The following is a 22821-nucleotide window of genomic DNA, read 5'->3' on the forward strand; positions in this document are numbered from 1 at the left end:
TTGTTCGTAATTATTTCGACGCTCAAATACTAGACCTGCACAGCCCCTATCAGTGGACCAACCACGAAGTACGTCCCACACCAACGCTAACTTGAAAATGCATTCGCTATGTGTTTTGCCGCAGCTTCGATGAGCTGTTACAATAGACGCAGCAGTAATTGGTAAGGCTTTCTGCTTTCGCCCCCCTCCTACACATCCCTCCCCACCAACCTAAGGCTTCGCTAAACAATAAGTGTCCGGATTAGGGTTGATTCCGATGATTAAAATTTGCGATGATTTCGGGTATGCCGGATGCACAAGTCATAACATGGATCGCACAGAAGTATACCGCAATTGAAGCGGATTTGGATGAACGCGCCCGTCGTCGATGGGCAGCCGCAGAAGCGCGATCCTTGGGTTGGGGAGGAATCTCTGCTGTTGCTGCGGCAACGGGGGTTTCGGAACGCACTATTCGTCGCGGCATTCTCGAACTCGATGATCCCAACGCAGCATCCTCCAACAGACAAAGACAACCGGGGGCCGGTCGTAAATCTCGGGAGGTTGAACAGCCGAAACTTAAAAAGGCTTTGGATCGACTCGTTTCATCCGGCACTCGCGGCGATCCGATGTCCCCTCTTCGGTGGACATGCAAAAGCACCAAGTCCCTTGCCGTTGAATTGCAGCGGCAAGGATTTCAGGTCAGCAGTGTGAAGGTAGGCCAACTGCTCAAGGCGGCTGGCTACAGCCTTCAGGCGAATCGTAAGACCATCGAAGGCAATCAACACCCAGATCGAAATGCGCAGTTTGAATTCATCTCAAAGCGAATAGTCCTACTTCAGAAGAAGCATCAGCCAACCATTTCGGTTGACACGAAAAAGAAAGAAGTCTTGGGAAACCTGAAAAACGCAGGGAAAACGTACCGACGCCGAAAAGATCCGATCAAAGTCGAGACGCACGACTTTCCCGATAAGGAATTGGGCAAGGCAGTCCCGTATGGCGTGTATGATATTGGGCGAAATGAAGCAGGCGTGACGATTGGTATTAGCAGCGATACAGCCGAGTTTGCCGTATCGGCAATCAGTAGATGGTGGAAACGGCTGGGTTCCAAAAGCTACCCGAAAGCCATGCGGGTACTAATCACAGCCGATAGTGGCGGGAGTAATAGCCCGCGCACACGACTTTGGCGAACCGAGTTACAAAAATTGGCCAATGCTACTGGGCTGATCATCGAAGTTTGCCACTATCCTCCCGGCACAAGCAAGTGGAACAAAATTGAACACAAACTGTTTTGCCACATAACCCGCAATTGGCAGGGAGTTCCTCTTGAAACTCTAGAGGTTGTTGTAAGCCTCATTGGCAACACACGTACGACCACCGGCCTAGAGGTGCATGCATGGATAGATGGAAAGACCTACGAGAAAGCTCGAAAGGTTACCGACGAGGAGCTCGCAGAAGTTATAATTCATCGGAATAAATTCCATGGAGAATGGAATTACGAAATACACCCGGCAAAATAAATAATTACGGACAGTAATTGTTTAGCAAGGCCTAAGCAACGTATGCTTTCATAAACAAAGCAATCGTTACTTCATCCGCGTATTGAAAAAGCTATGCTTCGTATCGCAATAATCTATGCCACCAGCCTGTTGTTTTTGCGTGCCGCTGTTGCCGATACGATCGACTTCAATCGAGACATCCGACCCATATTGTCCAGCCAGTGCTTTGCATGCCACGGACCTGACGATCAGTCGCGTCAGGCGGACTTGCGACTCGATACGTTTGAGGGGGCTACCGCTGATCTTGGTGGGCACGTCGCTATTGCGCCGAAAGGTGTAGACGCTAGCGAGCTATTGGCCCGCGTCGCTAGCACGGATGACGACACTCGCATGCCTCCACCAGGCAAAGGTAAGCCGTTGTCGCCAGATCAAGTAACACTTTTGAAACGATGGATTGACGAAGGAGCCAACTACGCGGTGCATTGGTCGTACCGCCCTATCCAACGGCCGGAACTTCCAGAAGTAATCAACATCACATGGCCAACAACTCATTTCGATCGATTCATTCTCGCAAGACTTGAGTCAGAGAGCTTGCTGCCCATGCCGATGACCGACCGCCGCTCATTGGCGCGTCGAACTGCTTTGGCTCTCACAGGCCTACCTCCCACATCGGCCGAACTTGAAGCGTTAGAACACAGCGATGCACCGGACGCGTTTGAAACATTCGTCGATGTGCAATTGAGTAAGCCTGCCTTCGGGGAACGATGGGCTCGCGACTGGTTGGACTTGGCCCGTTACGCGGACTCGGCCGGCTATGCCGACGACCCTGCTCGAACCATTTGGGCGTACCGCGATTATGTCATCAACGCATTCAACGCCAACATGCCGTTCGACCAATTCACGATCGAACAGATCGCAGGTGATTTATTGGAATCCCCTACCGAACAGCAATTGATTGCGACCGCGTTCCACCGCAATACAATGACGAATAATGAAGGCGGCACCAATGACGAACAGTTTCGTAACGAAGCTATTGTGGATCGTGTAAATACAACGCTGGCCGTTTGGATGGGAACTACCATCGCGTGTGCTCAGTGCCACACACATAAGTATGACCCTATTTCGCAGTCTGAATACTTTGCGCTGTTTGACTTCTTCAACCAGACTGCCGACCATGATCGAACCGACGAGGCGCCTGTCCATGAAGTGTGGAAGTCAGCGGAAGATCGCGCAGCTCGAGACCAGCAGCAAGCGTTAGTCCAGCAACTGGAAGCTGAACTCAAAGAGTTAAAGCGCAAGGTTTCCCAGCCGATCGGCTCTCAAGGGCTCGAGTCAAGCTCCGATCAAACAGCAACTCCAAATCTGGAGGTACCGACCGAGGTCCAGCAACTGGAGACCAAATTGTCAGAAGCTAAGAAGCACCTCGAACGGCTCAAACCCGTGACAACAGTGCCCATCATGCAAGACCTGCCCGCGGAAAAGCGACGTGAGACATTCGTCCAAATCCGCGGTAACTATCAAAGCTTGGGTGAAAAGGTAACCGCGAATGTGCCAGAGTGCTTTCCCAGCCTGGCACCAGATGCGCCCAGGAATCGATTGTCGCTTGCCCAGTGGTTGGTGTCGGAAAACAATCCACTGACGGCGCGGGTGATCGTCAATCACTATTGGGAACAAATCTTTGGAACAGGACTGGTCGAGACCAGCGAAGAGTTCGGTTCGCAAGGTGATCCGCCTTCCCATCCAGAGCTATTAGACTGGTTGGCCGCAGACTTTATAGAAAGCGGTTGGGACGTGAAGCGATTGCTTCGACAGTTGGTTGTGTCGGCCACGTTTATGCAATCCAGCCAGGTGGCGCCGGAGCTGTTGGAGCTTGATCCAGCGAATCGACTGTATGCACGTGGACCTCGATTTCGATTACCTGCCGAAACAATTCGAGATCAAGCGCTCGCGGCCGCAGGTTTATTGACTGCGAAGATGTATGGTCCACCGGTGCGTCCAGTCCAGCCCGAGATGGGGTTGACTGCAGCGTTCGGCTCGAAGACCGATTGGCAAACCAGTGACGGCGAGGATCGCTATCGACGTGGAATCTATATCACTTGGCGACGTTCGAACCCTTATCCTTCCATGGCGACCTTTGATGCGCCCAATCGCGAGGTCTGCACGCTGCGGCGATCAAGAACAAATACACCGCTGCAAGCGTTGGTCACTTTGAATGATCCCGTCTTCTTCGAAGCTGCTCAATCTCTCGCCACCGCCATGGCAATGGAAACGCAGCTTGACGAACAAATCCAAGTTGGTTTTCAACGAACTCTGCTGCGGGCTGCAACAACATCTGAATTAATGGTCATGAAGCAGCTTCAATCACAGGTACTTGAACACTACATGAATCACCCATCCGATGTCGATCAACTGATTTCAAAAGAGGGCACGTATGAGCAGGAATTGACGAAGCCTCAAATCGCCGCGCTCATTGTGCTGGCCAACGTGCTGTTGAATTTAGATGAATTTTTAATGCCTCGCTAAGATGCACATACCTACTGGAAAACAGATGAATCCATTGCGGCTAGAACAACTCGCGAGTCAGACGCGTCGGCATTTTCTAAGACAGTCGACCGCTGGCATCGGGGGCTTTGCGCTCGCGTCGCTGCTGGCGCGTGATTTGCCAGCGGCTGAGCAACCGACGGCAGCTCTCTTGAATGTCGCTAATCCTTTGGCACCTAAATCGCCACCGCAGATAGCTCGAGCCAAGCGAGTGATCTATCTGCACATGACGGGTTCGCCGCCGAACTTGGATCTGTTCGACTATAAGCCCGAACTGGCTCGACTGGATGGTACTGATTGCCCTGAGCAATTTGTCAAGGGCAAAGAGTTTGCGTTTACCAGCGGTACGCCTAAGCTGCTGGGATCGCCGCGCAAATGGCAGCAGGTTGGTCAAGCTGGTATGTGGATGTCGGATGCGATTCCAAACTTCCATACCATTGCTGACGACATGTGCATAATGCATGGGATGCATACCGACCAATTCAATCATGCGCCAGCAGAGCTTTTGATGCTAACGGGCTCACCACGTTCAGGGCGACCGTCGATGGGCGCTTGGGCGACTTATGGTCTGGGCAGTGAGAATGAGAACTTGCCCGCGTTTGTCGTCTTGATCTCAAGCGGTGTGCAGCCCAATGGAGGAAAGAACTCATTTGGCAGCGGCTTTCTACCATCGGTCTATCAGGGCGTGCAATGTCGCGGCAAGGGTGACCCCGTGTTGTATGCATCCGACCCGGCAGGAATGACGCGTGGCGTCCGCCGAATGAGTCTCGATGCGTTGCAGCAATTGAATGCCGTTCAAGCACAAGAGTTAGGGCATCCGGAAACGCTAACTCGTATTGCCCAATACGAGCTCGCCTTTCGCATGCAGGTCTCGGTACCTGAAGTGATGGATATCACGCAAGAAACTCAGGCGACGCTTGATGCTTACGGCGCTAAACCTGGTGAAGCGAGCTTTGCCAATAATTGCTTGCTCGCGCGACGGCTCAGCGAGGCTGGCGTTCGGTTCGTACAGTTGTTTGATTGGGGATGGGACTTCCATGGCACAAACCCGGGTGAGGGGCTAACCGATGGCTTGACCAAGAAGTGTGCCACCATGGACAAACCGATTGCAGCGCTACTCAAGGACTTGAAAGCAAGAGGACTGTTGGATGAAACACTGATTATATGGGGAGGTGAGTTTGGGCGGACACCTTTCCGCGAAGGTCGCACGGCAAAAAGCGAAACGTTGGGCCGCGACCATTTCCCAGATGCTTACACCATGTGGATGGCAGGTGGCGGTGTGAAAGGCGGACTTGATTTCGGAAAAAGCGATGAGTTGGGTTTCAGTGTAGCGGAAAAGCCGGTGCATGTTCACGACCTGCAAGCGACCATTTTGCACTTGATGGGATTTGATCATACGCAGTTGACATATCGCTTCCAGGGGCGCGATTATCGGCTAACTGACGTTCATGGCAAGGTGATCCAAGACGTGCTAGTGTAGTAATCCGCTCGCTTGATGGTGGCTATTTCGCGTAGAGGCTGAAAGGTGGTCTTTTTCCGGGGCGTTTGGTCGGTAAGACTAGTTGACTTGGGAACTGCGGTTAAACTTGGGACTTTGAAACCTCTCGCCTCAAAACGCTTATCCAACACTCTATGTCACTGCCGAATACGCAACAGGTTGCTTTCGTTCCACGCGGAGCTTTACGCGGTGAGATTCAACCGCCGGGATCAAAAAGTATCACGAACCGAGCTTTGATTTGTGCGGCGTTAAGTGATGGAGCGAAGCACGGAGCTTGCGTCTTGCGAAACATGCTGTGGAGCGAAGACACGGAAGTGATGCTCAAGGCGTGGAAGTCATTAGGGCTTGAAATCTCGGTCGATCATGAATCGTTCACTTGCCATGTCACCGGTTGCGGGGGCAAGTTGCCTATCCGATCGGCTGATATTTTCGTTGCCAACTCCGGAACGACCATTCGATTCTTGACTGCCGCCTTGGCCGCCTGCCATGGTCATTTTCGGTTGGACGGCATCCCGCGTATGCGCGAGCGTCCTATCGGGGATTTGATGTTGGCCTTGCATTCGATGGGCTGCGGTATCAGCAGTTTGAACTCCGATCGCCCAGACTGCCCGCCCATTGAACTGAATGCAAGTGGTTTACAAGGTGGCGGGGTCAGTGTGGCTGGGAACGTGTCTAGTCAATTTCTCAGCGGTTTGATGATGGCCAGTCCGCTTGCCAGTCGAGACGTCGAGATACAAATCGCCGGGGGACTGGTGTCACGTCCTTATGTGGAAATGACGCTCGCGGTTATGAATAGCTTTGGAGTCGCCGCGGTGCTGGACGAACAGATTGTGAAGATTCCAGCGCCGCAACTCTATATGCCTTGCGACTACACGGTAGAACCTGACGCTTCTGCTGCAAGCTACTATCTTGCGGCCGCGGCGATTACCGGTGGAGAGGTTGTTATCCAAGGTCTTGGCACCGATAGCTTACAAGGCGATGTCCAGTTCGCGGCTGTGCTTGCGCAGATGGGTTGTGAAGTGAAGTGGCATTCTGACTCGATCGAACTGCGTGGAGCTCCGCTGCGCGGCATCGAGGTTGACATGAGCGAAATTAGTGACACTGTGCAGACGCTTGCTGCCGTTGCATTGTTTGCTGATGGAATAACTTCAATTCGCGGTGTTGAGCATAACCGATACAAAGAGACAGATCGAATCACCGATCTTGTGTGTGAATTGCGTCGACTGGGCGCTCACGTCGATGAACATCAAGACGGCTTGACGATCTACCCATCGCTGCTGAAACCCACCACCGTCAAGACGTATAACGATCATCGGATGGCGATGAGTCTTAGCTTGGTTGGTTTACGTATCGCAGATATTTGGATTGAGAATCCTGGCTGTACCGCCAAAACCTATCCTCACTTTTTCGAAGACATGCAGCGCTGCTTTGATCTTCAACTGCTGCGTCACGATTAGACAGTAGCTGCCTAGGAGACCACGGCGTTGAGGCATCAACCGCAGGCGTACGGCGTAAACCATGGCAATAAAAAAAGCCGCGGAGTACGCGGCTAAGTGAGTGAGATGCTTAAACAGTCGTAATGAGTTGGCAAGTTCACCTGCGCAATGAACCTAACCGACTTGCTGGCTCACCAGACCTAACGAAGTCATCGCGGGGTTGCAGTAAGCTTCTGCATCGCGAAGTAAACGTTCTATCTTTTCATCCAGCAATTGATCTTCGTCGGTCGATCGATCTTGTGGTGCTGTCGCACGGAATTCCGCGCTACAGTGGCTGCAGCCCACCGACCGGCCAATCAACGTAACAGGGATCTCCAACATTCGTCCACAAGTTGGACAAGGTCTCGTAAATCGGACCGAAGCTTTCACTCTATACTCCTTCATAAAGAGGTTGACGTCGCCCCAGTACAATCCATGTGCTGATTTTTCGGGCATCAGGATGTTGAAATTTCCAGCGTAGGGTCCCGCCTACGCTCACATCACGACACATATTATGCGGATTCGAACGCTCTTGTGAACAGTTAAAGCAAAATTCCTGGCTATTAATCATGAAGTATTAACAAAACTGATTTAACGGAAAACCGAACGAAAAACGCGTCTGCCATTAAAGCAATAACCGCGCCAATCCTTAGAACCGAATGCCATCAAAATTTACTGCACAGTCACTGCAACTGAGGATCTGGCTGAATATGCTGCTACAGAAGTTGCATGTGGTTTCTGGAATTCGGCGGCGCTGGTCGATGACCAAACACGCTTCAGAACCGTAGGTGCCGTAAGTGTTCGAAAGCCGCACAGCACGTGCGTGCCACTACGACACAATTGCGGGAGCCAAAGATGGTTTGGACGGTATGCGTTCGTACATCTCTTGGGCTTGGATTCCCAAGTCGGGCAGTAGCTTCTTGCACGTTATCCGAGACGACTCATAAATTACTGGCAAGCCGCTGCCAGGATGAGTCCCGCCGCCAACCAGATAGACGGCGTCCAGTTCCTCGAATTTGTTATGCGGGCGCATGTGCAACATTTGCTTCAAATTATGAGCGAGATTGAACGTGGCTCCGCGATAGATACCATGTTGATGAGCCCAATCGCGAGGTGTGATTAATTTCTCATAGCGAATTTTATCCCTTAAGCCGCTTAGCCCTAAACCCTCAAGTTTGTCGAGCGTCAGCTCGCGATACCTCGCGGTCTCCGCTGCGTCCCACGGAGTCTTGTCGGTCAGATGCGGGACGGGGACCAAGACATACACCGCGCTGTGCCCGGGCGGTGCCATGCTCGCGTCCAAAATGCTTGGGTTGTGGACATAAATCGATGGATCGTCTGGCAGCTCAAAGTCATTTTCGATCTGCCTTAAGTTGCGTTGGTAGTCTTTGGAGATATGAATCGTATGATGCGGGATTTCAGGATACTGGCCTTCGATTCCCAGGTACATCATGAAGGTGCTGCAAGAATATCGTTTCTTTTCAAGCTTCTCATCCGACCAACGTCGACGCAAATGGTTGGGGACTAGCGACTGCATCGTATGTGCAAAGTCCGCGTTGATCACGATCGCATCGCATTCATAGCGACCTTGCGGCGTGTTGACGGCAGTTACTTTTTTGCCTCGAAACTCAAGCTTTGTCACCGGTTCATTCAGACGTATGGTTGCTCCTAGTTCTTCTGAGATGCTGGCCATCCGCTCGTTGACTTTATTGCAACCACCGTAAGGGTGGAAGACTCCGTATTCGTATTCCAAATAAGACAAAATGGAAAACAAGCTTGGGCAGTTGAAAGGAGACATACCTAGATACTTCGACTGGAACGAGAAAGCGAGAACTAGTCGAGGGTCTTTGAAATAACTCTCTAGCTCTTGCCCCAGCGTCTTCCATGGCTTGACCAACGGAGCGGCACCCATGAGCGAAGGTCGCAACAGGTCAAATGCACTATCAAATGGCGATTCGAGTATAGGACGAAACGCCGCAAGCTTTTTTCGATTGTCGCGCATGTACCGCGACAAACTGCCTTTATCGGCGGGCGAGAAACGTTCGATGGCCGTTTCCATACGAGCGATATCACCAGTGCAATCCAGACGTCCGCCAGCACCGAACTCCAGTCGATACTGCGGATCCAACCGCTTCATTGGCACTTCTTCAAACAGTTCATAACCAACGCTGCGAAAGATCTCTTCCAGCACACGAGGGTACAGGAAAAACGTTGGACCGGTGTCAAAGCGATAGCCTGCCTCTTGGATGCTAGCAGAACGACCGCCTACGCGATCCATTTTCTCCAAAACGGTCACATCGACCCCAGCGTTTGCCAACTGCATCGTTGCAGCTAGTCCGCCAGGTCCGGCACCAATCACAATTACTTTGCGTTTCGACATATCCCGTCGCTGTGTGAGAGCATGAAACTTCCCTGTGTTATAGCAGCCTGTCAAGCAATCTGGAATACAGCTAACGATGGCCAGCGATTACGCTTACCAACGCATAATACCGGTGGCCCAGGTCAACCCGGCTCCAAATCCACACAGCATCACGTAATCGTCCTGCTTGATTTTTCCAGCCAGCACCGCATCGTGTAAAGCAAGGGGAACGCTTGCCGCGGACGTGTTGCCTAGACGATCGACATTGATGACTAAGCGATCTCGGTCCAGCTTGAATTCATCGACGGCAGCGTCGATGATGCGGATGTTCGCTTGGTGCAGTACCCAGGACGCAATTTGCTCAACCTCTAATCCAGAGTGCGTTAAAACGTCCTGGCAGCTTTCGCGAATAATTCGTACCGCCCACTTAAATACCGATCGGCCATCCATCTTGAGGAACTGTTGCCCACATTGAATCGCAGCAGGCGTCAGGGGTGTTCGCGAACCACCACCTGGAATCAGCAACTGCGGTCCGCCTGCGCCTTCTGCTCCCAACGCGTAAGCAATCAGGCCCGCCTGAGATTCTGCTGATCGCGTATCCGGTTGCAGCAAGACTGCTCCAGCACCGTCGCCAAACAGCGGATAAGTCTTCACGTCGTTGGGATCTACCGTCCGACTCATAATCTCGGCACCGACCACCAATGCATTGCGAGCGTTCCCAGATCGTACAAATTGTCCAGCAACGCTCATTGCGTAAACGAAACCAGAGCAGGCTGCGTTGAGATCAAAGGCAGGCGCAATACAGCCCAATCGATTCTGCAGAATACACGCCGTCGACGGCGTAAAATGATCTGGAGTGATGGTCGCAACCACGATCAAATCGACTTCGTGAGCAGGCACACCCGCCCGTTGTAAACAGTCGACGGCGGCAAAATATGCCAAATCGCTGGTTGCTTCGTCATCGGCCGCTTTACGACGTTGCAGCATGCCCGTGCGCTGCACGATCCAGTCACTGTCACAACCCAAGCCTTGCAGGTCTTCATTGGTCACAATCTGCTGAGGCAAATACGCGCCCGTGGCAGCGACCTGAAAACCCAAGCATTCCCCAATTCGCGAACGACCGCTGGGGGCAAGTTGCACTCCTCGAACGTTCGCCGGAGAAGAAGCTTGGTCGTTTACGCCGGCGTCATCGCTAGGTCGCAATGCTTTGCCGCTTGTCAATTTCGATTCGGTGCTAGGCAATGAATCGTTCTCCCGTTCATGAGTAGGATCCACTCGGACCTGCTGCTGGCTTGAAAGAATTGGAAATGAACTAGATTGGGGCGGCAACTCTTTGGCCACTCGGATTGGCTGCTCTTGCTGCACCTTGCCGTCTGAATCTGAAGTCAGTTTTTTGATCGACACAGGCGAAAACAATACTCAATAAGACGAATTCAAATGCTGCAACACTCAAGCTGCGGCTCAGTTGCTTTTTTCAAGGATACAATCGGTTTGTCGATGCCCATGAAGGTGATTACGCTGAAGAGTTGATGTTGCTGGCGAGAACTGCGACCTGCTAGTCTTCCGCAAACTAACCCAAGCTTCCCCTACAAATGTAACCGAATCAGAACGATTTGCCACAGCACCTTGAATCGCCGCCAATTTTTCGCCAAGAAATGCTCGGAATCTTCATCGCAGGCAAGATTTAAGGGGCTTCCCACACACTTTAAGTTCTAAAAATATCATCTATGCAAGCTCACGGCCCTTGGAAAATCATCCGTTCTCAAGAAGTCTACGGGGACCCGTGGTTGAAGGTCCAACGGGATGAGGTGATTCGCCCCGACGGAAAACTTGGCTCTTACGCGACGGTGCAGATCAAGCGTGGCGTTTCCGTTCTAGCCTTAGATGACGATGAAAATGTCTACCTCACCTCCGAATTTCACTACGCCGTGGGGCGTGTAACATTGGAAGTCGTCAGCGGCGGCGTAGATGAAGGCGAACAGCCGCTCCAAGCCGCTCAACGTGAGCTGGCCGAAGAACTCGGGATTCAAGCAGACCTACTTACCGATTACGGTTGCGTCGATCCTTTCACTGCATCCATCAATTCGCCGACCAAACTGTACCTCGCGCAAGGCCTCATATTCGGGACACCACAGCATGAAGCAACCGAGCAAATCACTACGGTCAAAATGACACTGCGCGAAGCTTATCAGGCGGTCATGACCAGCCAAATTACGCACGCACCATCGTGTACGCTGATCCTAAAAGTTGCTTCTGAGAAACTATTCTAGAAACGCGATGGTTCAAAAGCATTAGACGAAGCATTGTGGGACGCAGTTCAGCGAGTTATCAGGCGCTTCGCACGACCGCAACATCGCCCTCCATGCGTATCACAACAATCGGAGTATCGGGTTCCAAGAATCCGTCCTCAACACGAATCTCGCGAGTCCGCCCCAGAATCTTTGCACGCCCATAAGGTGCGCAGCGCGTGGTAGTCGTCCCACTTCGGCCCGCCAAATTCTCGATGCTGGGCGGTGCAGATGCGGCCGCTTCTGGCTCCGGTGGCTTCAATTCCAACCAGCGGAAGAACGGGGAATTGCTCAGTCCACTAGACATTGCAATCAGCACGATCAACGAGATCAATCCGGCCGTCACAACTCCGAATAAATTCCACGCAAATTGATTCCACTGCACCGATGTAACTGGTATGACGAACCGCTGCGAAGCCAGAACCAGCCCAGCTAAACACATCAACCCTCCGCCAATCCCAAATACGCCAAACCCAGGAATCACAAAGAACTCGACGCAGATCGCAATCAATCCGCCTATAAACAAAGCGATCTCCAGCGACTCAACCGTTCCATTCATCAACTGCAACCAGAAGTAACCTGTGAAACAGACCAGCGATATAAACCCAAACAAAATACTGCCAGGGGCCGTGAGCTCGGTTGTGAAGGTCGCTAGGCCAATTGCCAGCAGAGCTACCTTCAGGAACTGATTGTCAGCCAGCCTTGCAACCCATTGCTCAAACTCCGACATTTGCTTTGGCTCAGGCAGTTGTTCTAAACCGATCAACGTCGCAAGCTGGTCGCTTTCTCGCAGGATGTTCTGAATCCAGCCGCGTGCCCTAGCTTCGGCCAAGTTGACTTGCTTCAACTCTACAGCATCCGCCGCTCGTCGCCACTGTTGACCATCGTTGGGTTGCTCGATTAACTGCGGTGTCCCCAACGTCCGCTGGCCGGTTCGCGAAACATATTCAAATAGTGGCACCGACGCGGAAATCACCGCATAGAATTGCGAAGCAGGCTTGCCACTCACTTCCTCAAGATTCATCCACAGCCCACGCATTTCGATGATCTCTTGGGCAGAATAGATCACTGAACCATCGCCGCCGAAATCGGTCTCTTCAATGGCGAATACTCGGGAGCAAGCCATCGCAACCAATGCCGCTCCGCCTTTACATCTGCCATCCACCAGCGCGATCGTCTCAATCTTCTCTCGTTTTAAATCCAACAGGAAACTTGCCAAACGATTACATTGTTCGAGTGTTCCGCCCAGCGAACTGATTCTTACGATGCATGTATTTACTCCATCTTTGTTGACCGACTCTCGCAATGTACGAACACAACGATTGACTAACATCGGACTGATGTCGCCGTCGATCTCAAACATGACAGCTACTGGGTTATCGATGGAATTGAGACTTGATGCCGGCGCAAGGCGTTGCACTTCTGCAACTTCCATCAACTCCTCCAGCGACTCAGGCGCAACATCAATCCAATTTTTTTCCCGCATAGTTTTGCCGCTGTAGGATCCCTGTTGGCCAGGGATAGTTAATCGGGCTTGCCTTAACACTTGGTTTTGCGCGGAAAGCTCTTCCAAGGCCGATTGGTTTACAAACTGCACTGTTCCGTTACTTAGCGAAACCTCGAACAACTGAGCTTCTGCATCCAGCAAACTGTTGACAAGCGCCGCTGGGAAGCGTCCCCTGGTTTTCGCAATTTGCTGATAGTTCGAAACAATCGTTTCATCGATCGCATTTTCATCGATCGCAGCTTTCCCAAGTTCGACGTTAGGCGCGATGGCAATTCGCTCGCAGGCCATGGCGACCAGCACCGCATGGCCCACCAACGTTTGGTCGATATAAGCGATTGAACGCAGTTTGCCACCAACAGGACCAGTCAACACACGCGCGATCGCTAACGATGATTCATATTCGCTGCCGCCACCTATATTTGGCGCTTCAGGTTGCTGGGCGTCAAATCGCAGGATGACAGTGGCGTTTGGGCTGGTAGACTGCAATTGATCTAACACCGCTCTCACGCGGGAACTCTCTCGAGCCGTAATCGGTGTTTGGACGATCACTTCAAACCCAGGGTTTGGTACTGCCTCGTTGGCATTTGTTTGAGGAACCGTCCAAGCCCCTGCGGGCTCATCTACTTCTGCGATGGCGGACGGTGCAGCGATCGGCGTGTCTGCAATTTCTGGAGGCTGAGCTGCCGTCGGAACATTGGGAAACGCCTGCTCAAACGCATCCAGCAAGTCTTGGCCAACAGCAGTCGAAGGTGACGTTGCTAGCCATGCCAGGGCCACTAGGGACAATGCCGCTGCAATCCGCCGGTATGCGTTCAGCCACACGCGAGATGGCTGAATGCGATAAGTGATACTAACGAACTTGGACATATACACGATTACTCAAAGGCAAGAACCATTTCATCGACGCAATGAGTTTCGCGTCGATCCGACGCAATGACTTTCGCGTCCCTCTATTGTAGCGTACCGTCAGCCGCCGACGCGTGCGAACTTAGAGCCTATCCCAAAACCGTCGACGGGCTGGAACCCCATTCTACTTTTCGGGGTCTGGGACAGGCTAGTAATCTTTAAGCTGCAGTTCAAGCTGATCAAAACTAGTGATTGACTCGCCATGGTATTGCTCGGAAAGCGGCGCGTTCCCTTCACGAACTACCGCGACAGTTTGGAAATTGGCCTCTTGAGCAGCCTGCAGTTCTTCAGCAATATCGCTCAAGAACACAATGTCTTGTCCGTCAAGCTTTAGTTCTGCTGCAATCGTCTTATACGATTGTGACTGGCGTTTATTCCCAATGGTCGTATCGAAATTTGCGCTAAGGAATGTATTCAAATCGCCCGCGATTGAATGTCCGAAAAACAATCGCTGTGCGGTCACGCTACCTGATGAATAGATCGCAAGCGAAATCCCCGACTGCTGCCAGCGAAGAAGTGCTGGCGCGACATCCGGAAAAAGATGGGATTGCAGTTGCCCGGTTTCAAAACCCGACTTCCACAACAAGCCCTGCAAGGATTTGAGCCCAGTCGATTTGCTATCGCGGTCCATCAGTTGCGAAGCAAATGCGATAACCACTTCCAGCGGCGCAATCTCTGGCGTCTGAGAAAACCAAGTAGACGAGTGCTGAAAGCCAGCGTCTGAAGCTAGAAGTTCAACCGAGTTCTGTAGCTCAGACGAGTCCCAATGTTCGGTGCAGTATGCTCGTAACTGCTGCCGCGCATAAGGGAACATTTGCTCGTAAACAAAAGCAATACTTGACGTCGTGCCTTCAACATCCAAAAGAACAGCTTTCACTTGCAGTTGTATCACCGCTTGATCACCGTATCTAACTTCAATGAGGCACCTGTTTCAATATAGTTGCCGCCGAAACACAATGGCTGATAACTGGTATGAACGCCTTCATCGATATAATGGGGAGTCCAACCTGATTTGTCTTCGAACAATCGAATGCACCGAATATGCTTTTCGGTACATAAGTTGAACCAGTGTTTCGTGCCACGCGGTACGTTGATCAGATCACCGCTTTCGACCGTGATCTCAAAGACGGGCCCATTTTCTGGATGGATGTGGAACACGCCTTTGCCACTGACGGTAAAACGAACTTCGTCTTCGCTGTGTGTATGTTCCTTGTCGAATTTGGCCAACATCGCATCCAGATTGGGTGTATCGCTGGAGACGTTGATGACGTCGGCAGTCACGAACCCGCCTTGGTCTTTCAGTCGCTGAATTTCTGGGGCGTATGTATCGAGGATATCTTGATCGGTAGGCGAATCGGGCAACCTACCAGCGACTTCCCAGTTCTCATACCAAATGCCAAACGGTTTGAGAAACTCGCGGATTTCTTCAACGTTCGTTATGTTTCGGTTTTCGTCTTGAACAAAGACAGAGGCCATGATCACCTTCCAAAAAAGCAAGCGGAAACTGTAGTCGCAGATTACTCAGCGTTCGTCACAGGACACGCTCTATGATACGAATTCCGCAGGCATAACACTAGGGGGAACGGTCTTGTGTCGAGCTTAGAATCACCAAATGCCATCGATGCAGCCTGTTCCTTTTTTTAATGATTCGCTAGCCACCGGGCAGTTGCTGGTCGGATTGTTTCGGCAGGTGCAATTGCGAGAATGCTAAACGATCGATCGCCAGCGTCCCGGTCTCAACATAAAAACCCACCGCACCGGCTTGAAACTGCTGGTTGGCCAGCGAAAGCAAAATTCGGCCATCGATGGATAGTTCAATGTAGCTTCCAAAGGCAATCAAGCAAATCGCGGCACGGCCTGGATCGGGCTGCTGCCAAAACGCCTGCTGAAGCGTCTGGAACTGCATCATGTCTTCACCGCTGCCAACTGGGCCGCTGCCCCAAGCTCGTATCTGCGCGACCCCTTTGAACAGATCCAATGACAAGAAATAACCGTCATGCGTCTCACGATCCATGCGAAAGACAATTCCACACTTGCCAGCCCCTTGCATCGTAAGATCTGCCGTCAATCGGAAGCATTCATAGTTTTCGGCAAAGACATAAGCATGAAAGCCCGATTCGCACTCAATCCGACAGCCATGCTCGATATTTTGACACTTTTGCGTCTCGCAGGCAGGTGTCAGTGGATACAGCCGCGTATCCAATCGGATGTCTTTTAGCTGATCTTCGAAACCTTCAAAAGTGGCCAGCTTCAACTGCCCATTGTCCGCTCGCGTAAGTCGTTTCGGTGGTGGCATAGAGTTGTGTGTTTGAAGTCCCGAACGATCCTGCGCGAAGAAACACCACAGCAAATAACCACGATCATCTTTACAAATTCGACCTGCATAGTTTCCGGCTGCCAAAAGTACATTGTCGGAGTAGCTTCGCCATGGACCGCAGATGGACGTAGCATGCCAATAACGTATCTTTTCATCTTCGCGAATACTTCCGAACAAATAATACTCGCCATCGATTTTACACAGGTTGGGAACTTCGATGTCGTCATAAAGACCTGGATGATGCAGCGGTGGCCTAGCTTCGAAATGGTTCTCCGAGGTTTCTTCCAACAATGCCACACAACCGCGACGCACCACTGGTCCATCTTTGACGCGTCCGGCGACCAGCAGCCATCCCCGCTGCCCCTCACGATAGTAGAAAGGGTCCCGCCACGAGATCCAGTGTCGACCTTGCTCCAAATCGTGCTCGTAGTATTCCTCGGGCGGCCCCACCGGAAAACAGCTTTGCGGATCAAAGCGAAACCTAGGTTCCGCCGGTCTGTTCTTCAGGCGAACTGGCGGCGAGTCTTGATAGTCTTTCCAAGAAACAGCCGACTTCGTCCAGCGGTACAAATCCTCGCTCTCGGCCATCCCCACACGTTGCTTCAATCCTTTGTCCTTGCGAGACAAACCAGTGTAAAACATTCGCCATGCGTTCGGCCGAAAGGGATGTGGTGTGACATGGACCGTCCATAACATCGAATCATCCCAACCGCCTGGATGACCAATGAACAACGAGTTTTCCACTCGATGCCAGTTGAAACCATCGTCACTCACGGCATGTGCGATGAAATCATGATTGGGTAGAACTAGGTGAAATAAATGATAGATACCATCGTGATATAGAACATCTACATCTCCCAACGTCTTTCGGCCGCCAGTTACTTCCGAGTACATAAATTTAAGCGCAGCCAAGGAGTGTTCGAGTGGATTAGCGTATTGGTACGCAGCGATGACAACTAGCCTTGCTGCGGCGAGTGCAGGTATGCACGTATTAGGCGTGCTGGCCTACGTGAGTACCTTCCGCAACTTCTTCGATCATCTTTTTGCAGAAAGCCGGCAAGTCATCTGGCTTACGACTAGTGACCAATCCGTTATCGCAGACCACTTCCTGATCCACCCATTTACCGCCTGCATTGACGATATCGGTCTTGAGGCTCGGCCATGAAGTCACTTGCCGGTGGCGAAGCACGTCAGCTTCCACTAGCGTCCATAATCCATGGCAGATGGCTGCGACGGGCTTGTGCTGCTCGAAGAATTTGCGGGTAAATTGCACAGCTTTTTCAGAAGTCCGCAGGGTGTCGGGATTCGCAACTCCCCCTGGAAGAACCAGTGCGTCGTAGGCACTAGCGTCGACTTCCTCAATGGATTTGTCGACTGGAAATTGATCCGCTTTTTGGTCGTGATTCATCCCCTGGATTTTGCCGGTTTTTAATGAGATGAGATGCGTTTCTGCGCCAGCCGCTTTGGCAGCCTTCCAGGGTTCCGTCAATTCTACTTGTTCAAAACCGTCAGTAGCTAAGAAGGCAACTTTCTTTCCTGCAAGAGGTTGTTTGGCCATCGAATAGATCCTTTATGCTTGAGAAACAAATGGAAGGTGTCGCAAACACCTTGAGCAATCTGTTAGCAACTCGTATAGCAACTCGTATGCCTTCCGCACCAAGCATGGGGAATCAAAGAAAATGGTTGATACGCATTCGATCTAACCGCGTGGTTGGCCGCATAACGACCAAGCCAACTTGTCTGCGTTATCTGGGCAAGCCGGCCGATGAGCACCGTTGGAACCAAAGCCAGTTTCCAGCTCAGTCAACTTCCGTTGACAATACGATTGGTGGATGAATCCTCTCGTCCACGGCCGCAAAATCAAAGCCCAGCAAGTCCGCGACCGTTGCCGCAACTTGAGCTTGTTTGAAACTCCCTCCTTGATCGATTCCACGCTTTTGGACTCCTGCTCCAAAGGCGGCAAACCAGATACGTTCTGAGCCCGGTAAATCGACAGAATGCCCTTTCCAACCTTCTCGTCCGTCACCGCGCCCGTGATCGGAAGTAATCAAAAACGCAGTTCGATCCCGATACGCGTCTAATGACTGACACGTATCCCAAATCGCTCGGATGAAGCGATCATTTTGATTGGCCGTTAACAGGTAACGGTCGTATCGGCCTTCGTGAGCCCAATCATCGGTCTCTCCCAGCGCTACGTACAGAACTCGCGGTTGTGTTTGTTTTATTTCTTCAATCGCTCCTAGCGTGGTCAGTGCATCGTATCGCACACCGTCCCATTCATGAAATAAGTTGTCCGCAATAAAGTTCGCGGAGGCTAGCGTCTCTTGTTGGCCAACGCTCAGCTTTGTCCAGCCCGCATTGACCGGGACCGAACTGCGACGATCATTGATGATGTATGGGAAGACATCCCATGAGCAATACGCAGCAACTTTACCTTTCAATCGTTCGGGTTGATTCAACCACTCAAGGACGGTGACGTTTTCGTTATATCGTTTCGCATTGGAATCGACTTTGGCATCCGCATGACCGGTTAGCAGTTCGTTGTAGCCGGGATAAGAAAAGTATTTCCCGTTGGTCACTTGGACCACGCTGTCCAAGTCAACATTCCCCGCGATCCAGCCGCCTTGTTCGATCTGACTCCATAGAAAAGGCATTAGCAATTTACGGCGCTGCTGGTCCGATTCATCAGTCCAAAATTGATCGAGCACTTTGTCTGGCTCGTTACAACCCAGCTCAGGTATCACTAATCGTCGATCGGCACCATGGAACACTTCTTCCAGACGCATACCGTCCAGTGTGATCAGCACGACGTTGGTTGTTGGAGTGGGCGTTTCGTCTTGGGCAATCGATTGGTTGGAGCAAAAATTTGTCACAATCCAGACGGCCAGCAGGCATTGAAGCGTTAATCGTAGGACCATAGTTTGTTAAGTTTTCGTGAGGCAAGTAATCTTGTGCAAATGACGCGCGGTGAGGATAACATGAGCATGCCAATATTTGAACATATCCGACATAAGCCGCCTATGCCGCTGGCCAGCCCCCGAGGTCTTCAGCTCGTGCTTGCCCCGATGCGAAGTTCGGTCAATTTAAGCCGAATTGTACGTCTCGCAGGTTGCGCCGGAATACAACTGATCACGAAGATTGGGCCAGGCAAAGTTGATCGGACGATCGCTCGTGATGCGGCAGATTATGTGCAGGTAGAACAGCGGCGAACCCTGACGTCTGTGCTTGAAGATTTGCGAGCCAAAAAGATACCTCTTGTGGGGCTTGAACAAACCACCAATTCGCAAACTCTATTCGAATTTAAGTTTCCCAAGATTGTCGCGTTGGTTGTCGGAAGTGAACGCGAAGGCTTGGACCAAGAATGCCTCGATCTCTTAGATTATGTTGTTGAAATCCCGGTTTATGGCCAGCCAGCGAGCTACAATGTGGCAACTGCGACAACAATGGCCGTCTATGAATATTGTCGGCAATACCCAAACGGATAGTCGGTCTGCATGTTACTGCGTAAACCCCGATCACCGGATGATTACACTGCCGCGTTGGAGACGGCAGATTGGCTCGTCCAATTGCGATGGTTTGCAATCGTCGGTCAATGCTTGGCGATTGCAATCACATCCGGTTGGTTGCAAGCGGACTTGCCGCTAACACTGCTGGCCGGTGCGGTCTCGATCACAGTGGTCACGAACATTGCCCTGATGGTGTATCTGAGTTTTCAGCACAAACAACAATCCAACGTTACCAAAAGCACCCAGGAAATTAACTTTGAATTAACCAATTTATCGACGGTTACCGATTTCGAATCGCTGGTGGATAACAATCGGTACGCGCGATCGCAAGTCAAACTGCTCGAGAACCTGTTGGGCAGTTCGCTGCTGATTGATGTTGTAACGTTGACCATGATGTTGTATTTGACTGGCGGGATTACTAACCCGTTTTCCTGCTTTTACTTTGCCAACATCGCCGTCTGCGGGTTAATTCTCGCTCCGCGATGGACATGGGCAGTTTCTGGGCTCAGCGTGGTTGGCATCGCAATCCTGTTGATTGATACGCGACCGTTGCAATTGGCTGGATTTGCGTCGGACAGTGCACTTCCGTTTCTTTCCATCAAAAAGCAGGGCAGCTTTGTTGCTCTGACAACGTGTTGCATCGTGGTGACATACTTCATCAACGTGTTGATGAATGAGTTACGTAACCGCGAATTACGACTTGCAAACGCGGAAGCAGAAAGGATGCGCTCGCAACGTTTAGAGGCTCTGGCGACGCTCGCCGCTGGTGCAGGGCATGAACTGGCATCGCCGCTGTCTACTATTGCAGTGGTTGCGAAAGAACTATCAAGGAAACTTGACAAGCCCGATGTACCTAAAAGCGTCACGCGAGATGTCGATTTGATTCGATCGGAACTGGATCGCTGTCGCGAAGTTCTGCATCGTTTGAAAAGCGGTGCGGGGGAAGCTTCTGCCGAGGGCTTTCATTTGGTCAGCGTCACGTCGCTGGTCGATGCGATTATCAATCCACTTCGACAGCCTCAGCGGATCGAGGTCGTCATGAGGCCGGAGAAATCGACCGCCGTTGCACGCTTGCCGTTGCAAGCGCTTTCACAAGCCATCCGCAACTTGCTACAAAACGCATTGGACGCATCGCCTCCTAACCGCAACGTAAGAATGGAAATCACGACCGCTGCAGAAGCTTGGGTGATACGTGTTACCGATCAAGGCGAAGGGATGGATTCAGAAACGGCGGAACGTATTGGGCAACCCTTTTTCACCACCAAGTCAGTCGGGCAAGGAATGGGACTGGGCGTTTTTCTGACTCGCAACGTCGTGCGAGGTTTAGGCGGCGAACTCCAAATCCAAAGTCAAATTGGAATTGGCACCACCATTACGGTGCAAATTCCAATCTCCTCGAGCTAAACGAATCCCCCCTGCCCTACCGATTCCTTTGGCTGGCACGTGCTGTTGCGGATTGACTTTTGAACTAGCGTCCAGCGAACAATCTTGGAAGTGTCACGTTACAATGGGGCTGTCGTTATCTTTCTACAATAGCTTTCCTCTCGGAGTCACAACGTTATGCTTCGTTCATCGCACATGCTAGCAGTGCTGGGCATTTGCCTTTCGCACAGCACTTACCTTTGGTCACAAGAAGCAACGCCTCGCTTAACACCTCAGCCGCAGATTAACTACCCACTAACGGCAGAATCAAAAATCGACGGCGAACTGAAAGGTAAACTGGAAGGCCCTTTTCTGTATCGAAGCCAGATCATCAAAGACACGGTGCGTAAGTACTGGATCTACGTCCCGCCGCAATACGACGCAAGCAAACCAGCAGCAGTACTTGTATTCCAAGACGGTGCCCGCGCGACCAATCCGGGCGGAGTGCTACGAGTTCAAAATGTGTTAGAGAATTTGATCGCCAAGAACCAGATCCCTGTCACGATAGGCATCTTCATCACGCCAGGTCAACGAGGCGACGAATTCCCAGATGATATCGGCACCGGCAATCCCAACAATCGGGACCGTGAGTACGACGTGTTGGATGATACCTATGCCAGGTTCATCATTGAAGAGATGTTGCCCGAGGTTGGCAAGAAGTACAAGCTCAGCGACGATCCCGCGGCACGCGCCATCGGTGGCTCAAGTAGCGGCGCGATCTGCGCGTTCACTGTCGCTTGGCATCGCCCAGATCAATTCCGAAACGTGGTCAGCATGATCGGAAGCTTTACCAACATTCATGGCGGCCATGCTTACCCTGACATGATTCGTGAATCGGACGCAAAACCGATTCGCATCTTCTTGCAAGATGGCATTAATGACCTTCGCAGCCCTCAGAATGTCGAACGCGATTGGTATTTACAGAACCAAAAGATGAAAGCCGCCTTTGAAGAAAAGGGCTATGAGTATGCTTTTGTGCTAGGTGATGGCGGGCATTCCGACGATCACGGCGGCGCGATGCTGCCGCTGATGCTGCGCTGGATTTGGCGCGACTACCCTGGCCTTGAGAAGACGGACGAAGACTTGGTTGCGATGGCGAGCGCAATTGAACCAGTAAAGAATGATCCTTTCCCAGGCTTCGACGCCAGTAAGACGGTTGATCCCACTGGAAATTGGACATGGGATCGGGAGGCGAGGCAAACGAAGACCACATATACGCTTACCATTAGCCGCCAAGATGGTAAGCTTGCAGGCTCCATCGTGACGCAACGAGGGGATGGTGAGCCTACGACGCAGGCCATTTCCAATATTGAGTTGGAAGGCAACAAGCTGATCTTCGATAGCGAAAATACCTTCCGCGATGTATCGATGCCTGTCACGTATGCGGTGATCGTAGGCAGTGACAAACTGGAAGGCTGGAGCATGAGCTTGTTCAATGGCAGCCAGCGCGACACTCGCTTCCGCGCCCAGCGACAGGCAGATTAGCGTTTGTGTTTCATTGCCGAAATCCAAACGCGTCTATCTCGA

The 22821-nt window shown here is 51.7% G+C and carries 17 protein-coding genes; 8 read left to right on the plus strand and 9 right to left on the minus strand.

Annotated elements, in window-relative coordinates; translation table 11 throughout:
• The first annotated feature begins 284 nt into the window (after positions 1-284).
• From SH302x_RS09500 to aroA, 4 genes are all read left to right on the plus strand, one after another.
• Positions 285-1496, plus strand: a complete 1212-nt coding sequence (locus SH302x_RS09500) for an ISAzo13 family transposase (protein ID WP_479369234.1) — start codon at positions 285-287, stop codon at positions 1494-1496.
• Between the two features lie 93 nt (positions 1497-1589).
• Positions 1590-3998, plus strand: a complete 2409-nt coding sequence (locus SH302x_RS09505; RefSeq protein ID WP_479368491.1) for a PSD1 and planctomycete cytochrome C domain-containing protein — start codon at positions 1590-1592, stop codon at positions 3996-3998.
• Positions 3999-4023: 25 nt separating this feature from the next.
• Positions 4024-5496 carry a DUF1501 domain-containing protein gene (locus tag SH302x_RS09510; RefSeq protein ID WP_479369257.1) on the plus strand — a complete coding sequence of 491 codons (1473 nt, stop codon included), beginning with the start codon at positions 4024-4026 and terminating at the stop codon, positions 5494-5496.
• Between the two features lie 152 nt (positions 5497-5648).
• Positions 5649-6971, plus strand: coding sequence for a 3-phosphoshikimate 1-carboxyvinyltransferase (gene aroA / locus SH302x_RS09515; RefSeq protein WP_479368492.1), 1323 nt, complete (start codon positions 5649-5651; stop codon positions 6969-6971).
• A 153-nt stretch (positions 6972-7124) separates the two neighbouring features.
• Here aroA and SH302x_RS09520 read toward each other — a convergent pair whose 3' ends face one another.
• From SH302x_RS09520 to SH302x_RS09530, 3 genes are all read right to left on the minus strand, one after another.
• Positions 7125-7379, minus strand: a complete 255-nt coding sequence (locus SH302x_RS09520) for a response regulator (RefSeq protein ID WP_479368493.1) — start codon at positions 7377-7379, stop codon at positions 7125-7127.
• A gap of 439 nt (positions 7380-7818) precedes the next feature.
• Positions 7819-9369 carry a phytoene desaturase family protein gene (gene crtI, locus SH302x_RS09525; protein WP_479368494.1) on the minus strand — a complete coding sequence of 517 codons (1551 nt, stop codon included), beginning with the start codon at positions 9367-9369 and terminating at the stop codon, positions 7819-7821.
• A 93-nt stretch (positions 9370-9462) separates the two neighbouring features.
• A complete protein-coding gene (locus SH302x_RS09530; protein ID WP_479368495.1) occupies positions 9463-10752 on the minus strand; it encodes a beta-ketoacyl-ACP synthase III in 1290 nt (429 codons plus the stop codon).
• A gap of 323 nt (positions 10753-11075) precedes the next feature.
• Here SH302x_RS09530 and SH302x_RS09535 point away from each other — a divergent pair, with 323 nt between their 5' ends.
• A complete protein-coding gene (locus SH302x_RS09535; protein ID WP_479368496.1) occupies positions 11076-11618 on the plus strand; it encodes an NUDIX domain-containing protein in 543 nt (180 codons plus the stop codon).
• A 58-nt stretch (positions 11619-11676) separates the two neighbouring features.
• Here SH302x_RS09535 and SH302x_RS09540 read toward each other — a convergent pair whose 3' ends face one another.
• The 6 genes from SH302x_RS09540 to SH302x_RS09565 form a co-directional block, all read right to left on the minus strand.
• A complete protein-coding gene (locus tag SH302x_RS09540) occupies positions 11677-14010 on the minus strand; it encodes a hypothetical protein (protein ID WP_479368497.1) in 2334 nt (777 codons plus the stop codon).
• Positions 14011-14197: 187 nt separating this feature from the next.
• A complete protein-coding gene (mtnC, locus tag SH302x_RS09545; protein ID WP_479368498.1) occupies positions 14198-14926 on the minus strand; it encodes an acireductone synthase in 729 nt (242 codons plus the stop codon).
• An 11-nt stretch (positions 14927-14937) separates the two neighbouring features.
• Positions 14938-15525, minus strand: coding sequence for a 1,2-dihydroxy-3-keto-5-methylthiopentene dioxygenase (locus SH302x_RS09550; protein ID WP_479368499.1), 588 nt, complete (start codon positions 15523-15525; stop codon positions 14938-14940).
• 175 nt (positions 15526-15700) lie between these two features.
• Positions 15701-17260, minus strand: a complete 1560-nt coding sequence (locus tag SH302x_RS09555; RefSeq protein ID WP_479368500.1) for a glycoside hydrolase family protein — start codon at positions 17258-17260, stop codon at positions 15701-15703.
• Positions 17261-17357: 97 nt separating this feature from the next.
• Positions 17358-17924, minus strand: a complete 567-nt coding sequence (locus SH302x_RS09560; protein ID WP_479368501.1) for a type 1 glutamine amidotransferase domain-containing protein — start codon at positions 17922-17924, stop codon at positions 17358-17360.
• A 241-nt stretch (positions 17925-18165) separates the two neighbouring features.
• Entirely contained in the window at positions 18166-19284 is a 1119-nt protein-coding gene (locus tag SH302x_RS09565) for an alkaline phosphatase family protein (protein ID WP_479368502.1), read from the minus strand.
• Between the two features lie 66 nt (positions 19285-19350).
• Between SH302x_RS09565 and SH302x_RS09570 the strand changes: the two genes are divergently transcribed.
• The 3 genes from SH302x_RS09570 (at position 19351) to SH302x_RS09580 (ending at position 22779) form a co-directional block, all read left to right on the plus strand.
• Positions 19351-19851 carry a TrmH family RNA methyltransferase gene (locus tag SH302x_RS09570; protein WP_479368503.1) on the plus strand — a complete coding sequence of 167 codons (501 nt, stop codon included), beginning with the start codon at positions 19351-19353 and terminating at the stop codon, positions 19849-19851.
• Positions 19852-19860: 9 nt separating this feature from the next.
• Positions 19861-21276: an ATP-binding protein gene (locus SH302x_RS09575; RefSeq protein WP_479368504.1), complete on the plus strand. Its 1416-nt coding sequence runs from the start codon at positions 19861-19863 to the stop codon at positions 21274-21276.
• A 156-nt stretch (positions 21277-21432) separates the two neighbouring features.
• A complete protein-coding gene (locus SH302x_RS09580) occupies positions 21433-22779 on the plus strand; it encodes an alpha/beta hydrolase (RefSeq protein WP_479368505.1) in 1347 nt (448 codons plus the stop codon).
• Positions 22780-22821: the final 42 nt, after the last annotated feature.

This window comes from Njordella calcicola, assembly GCF_056494125.1.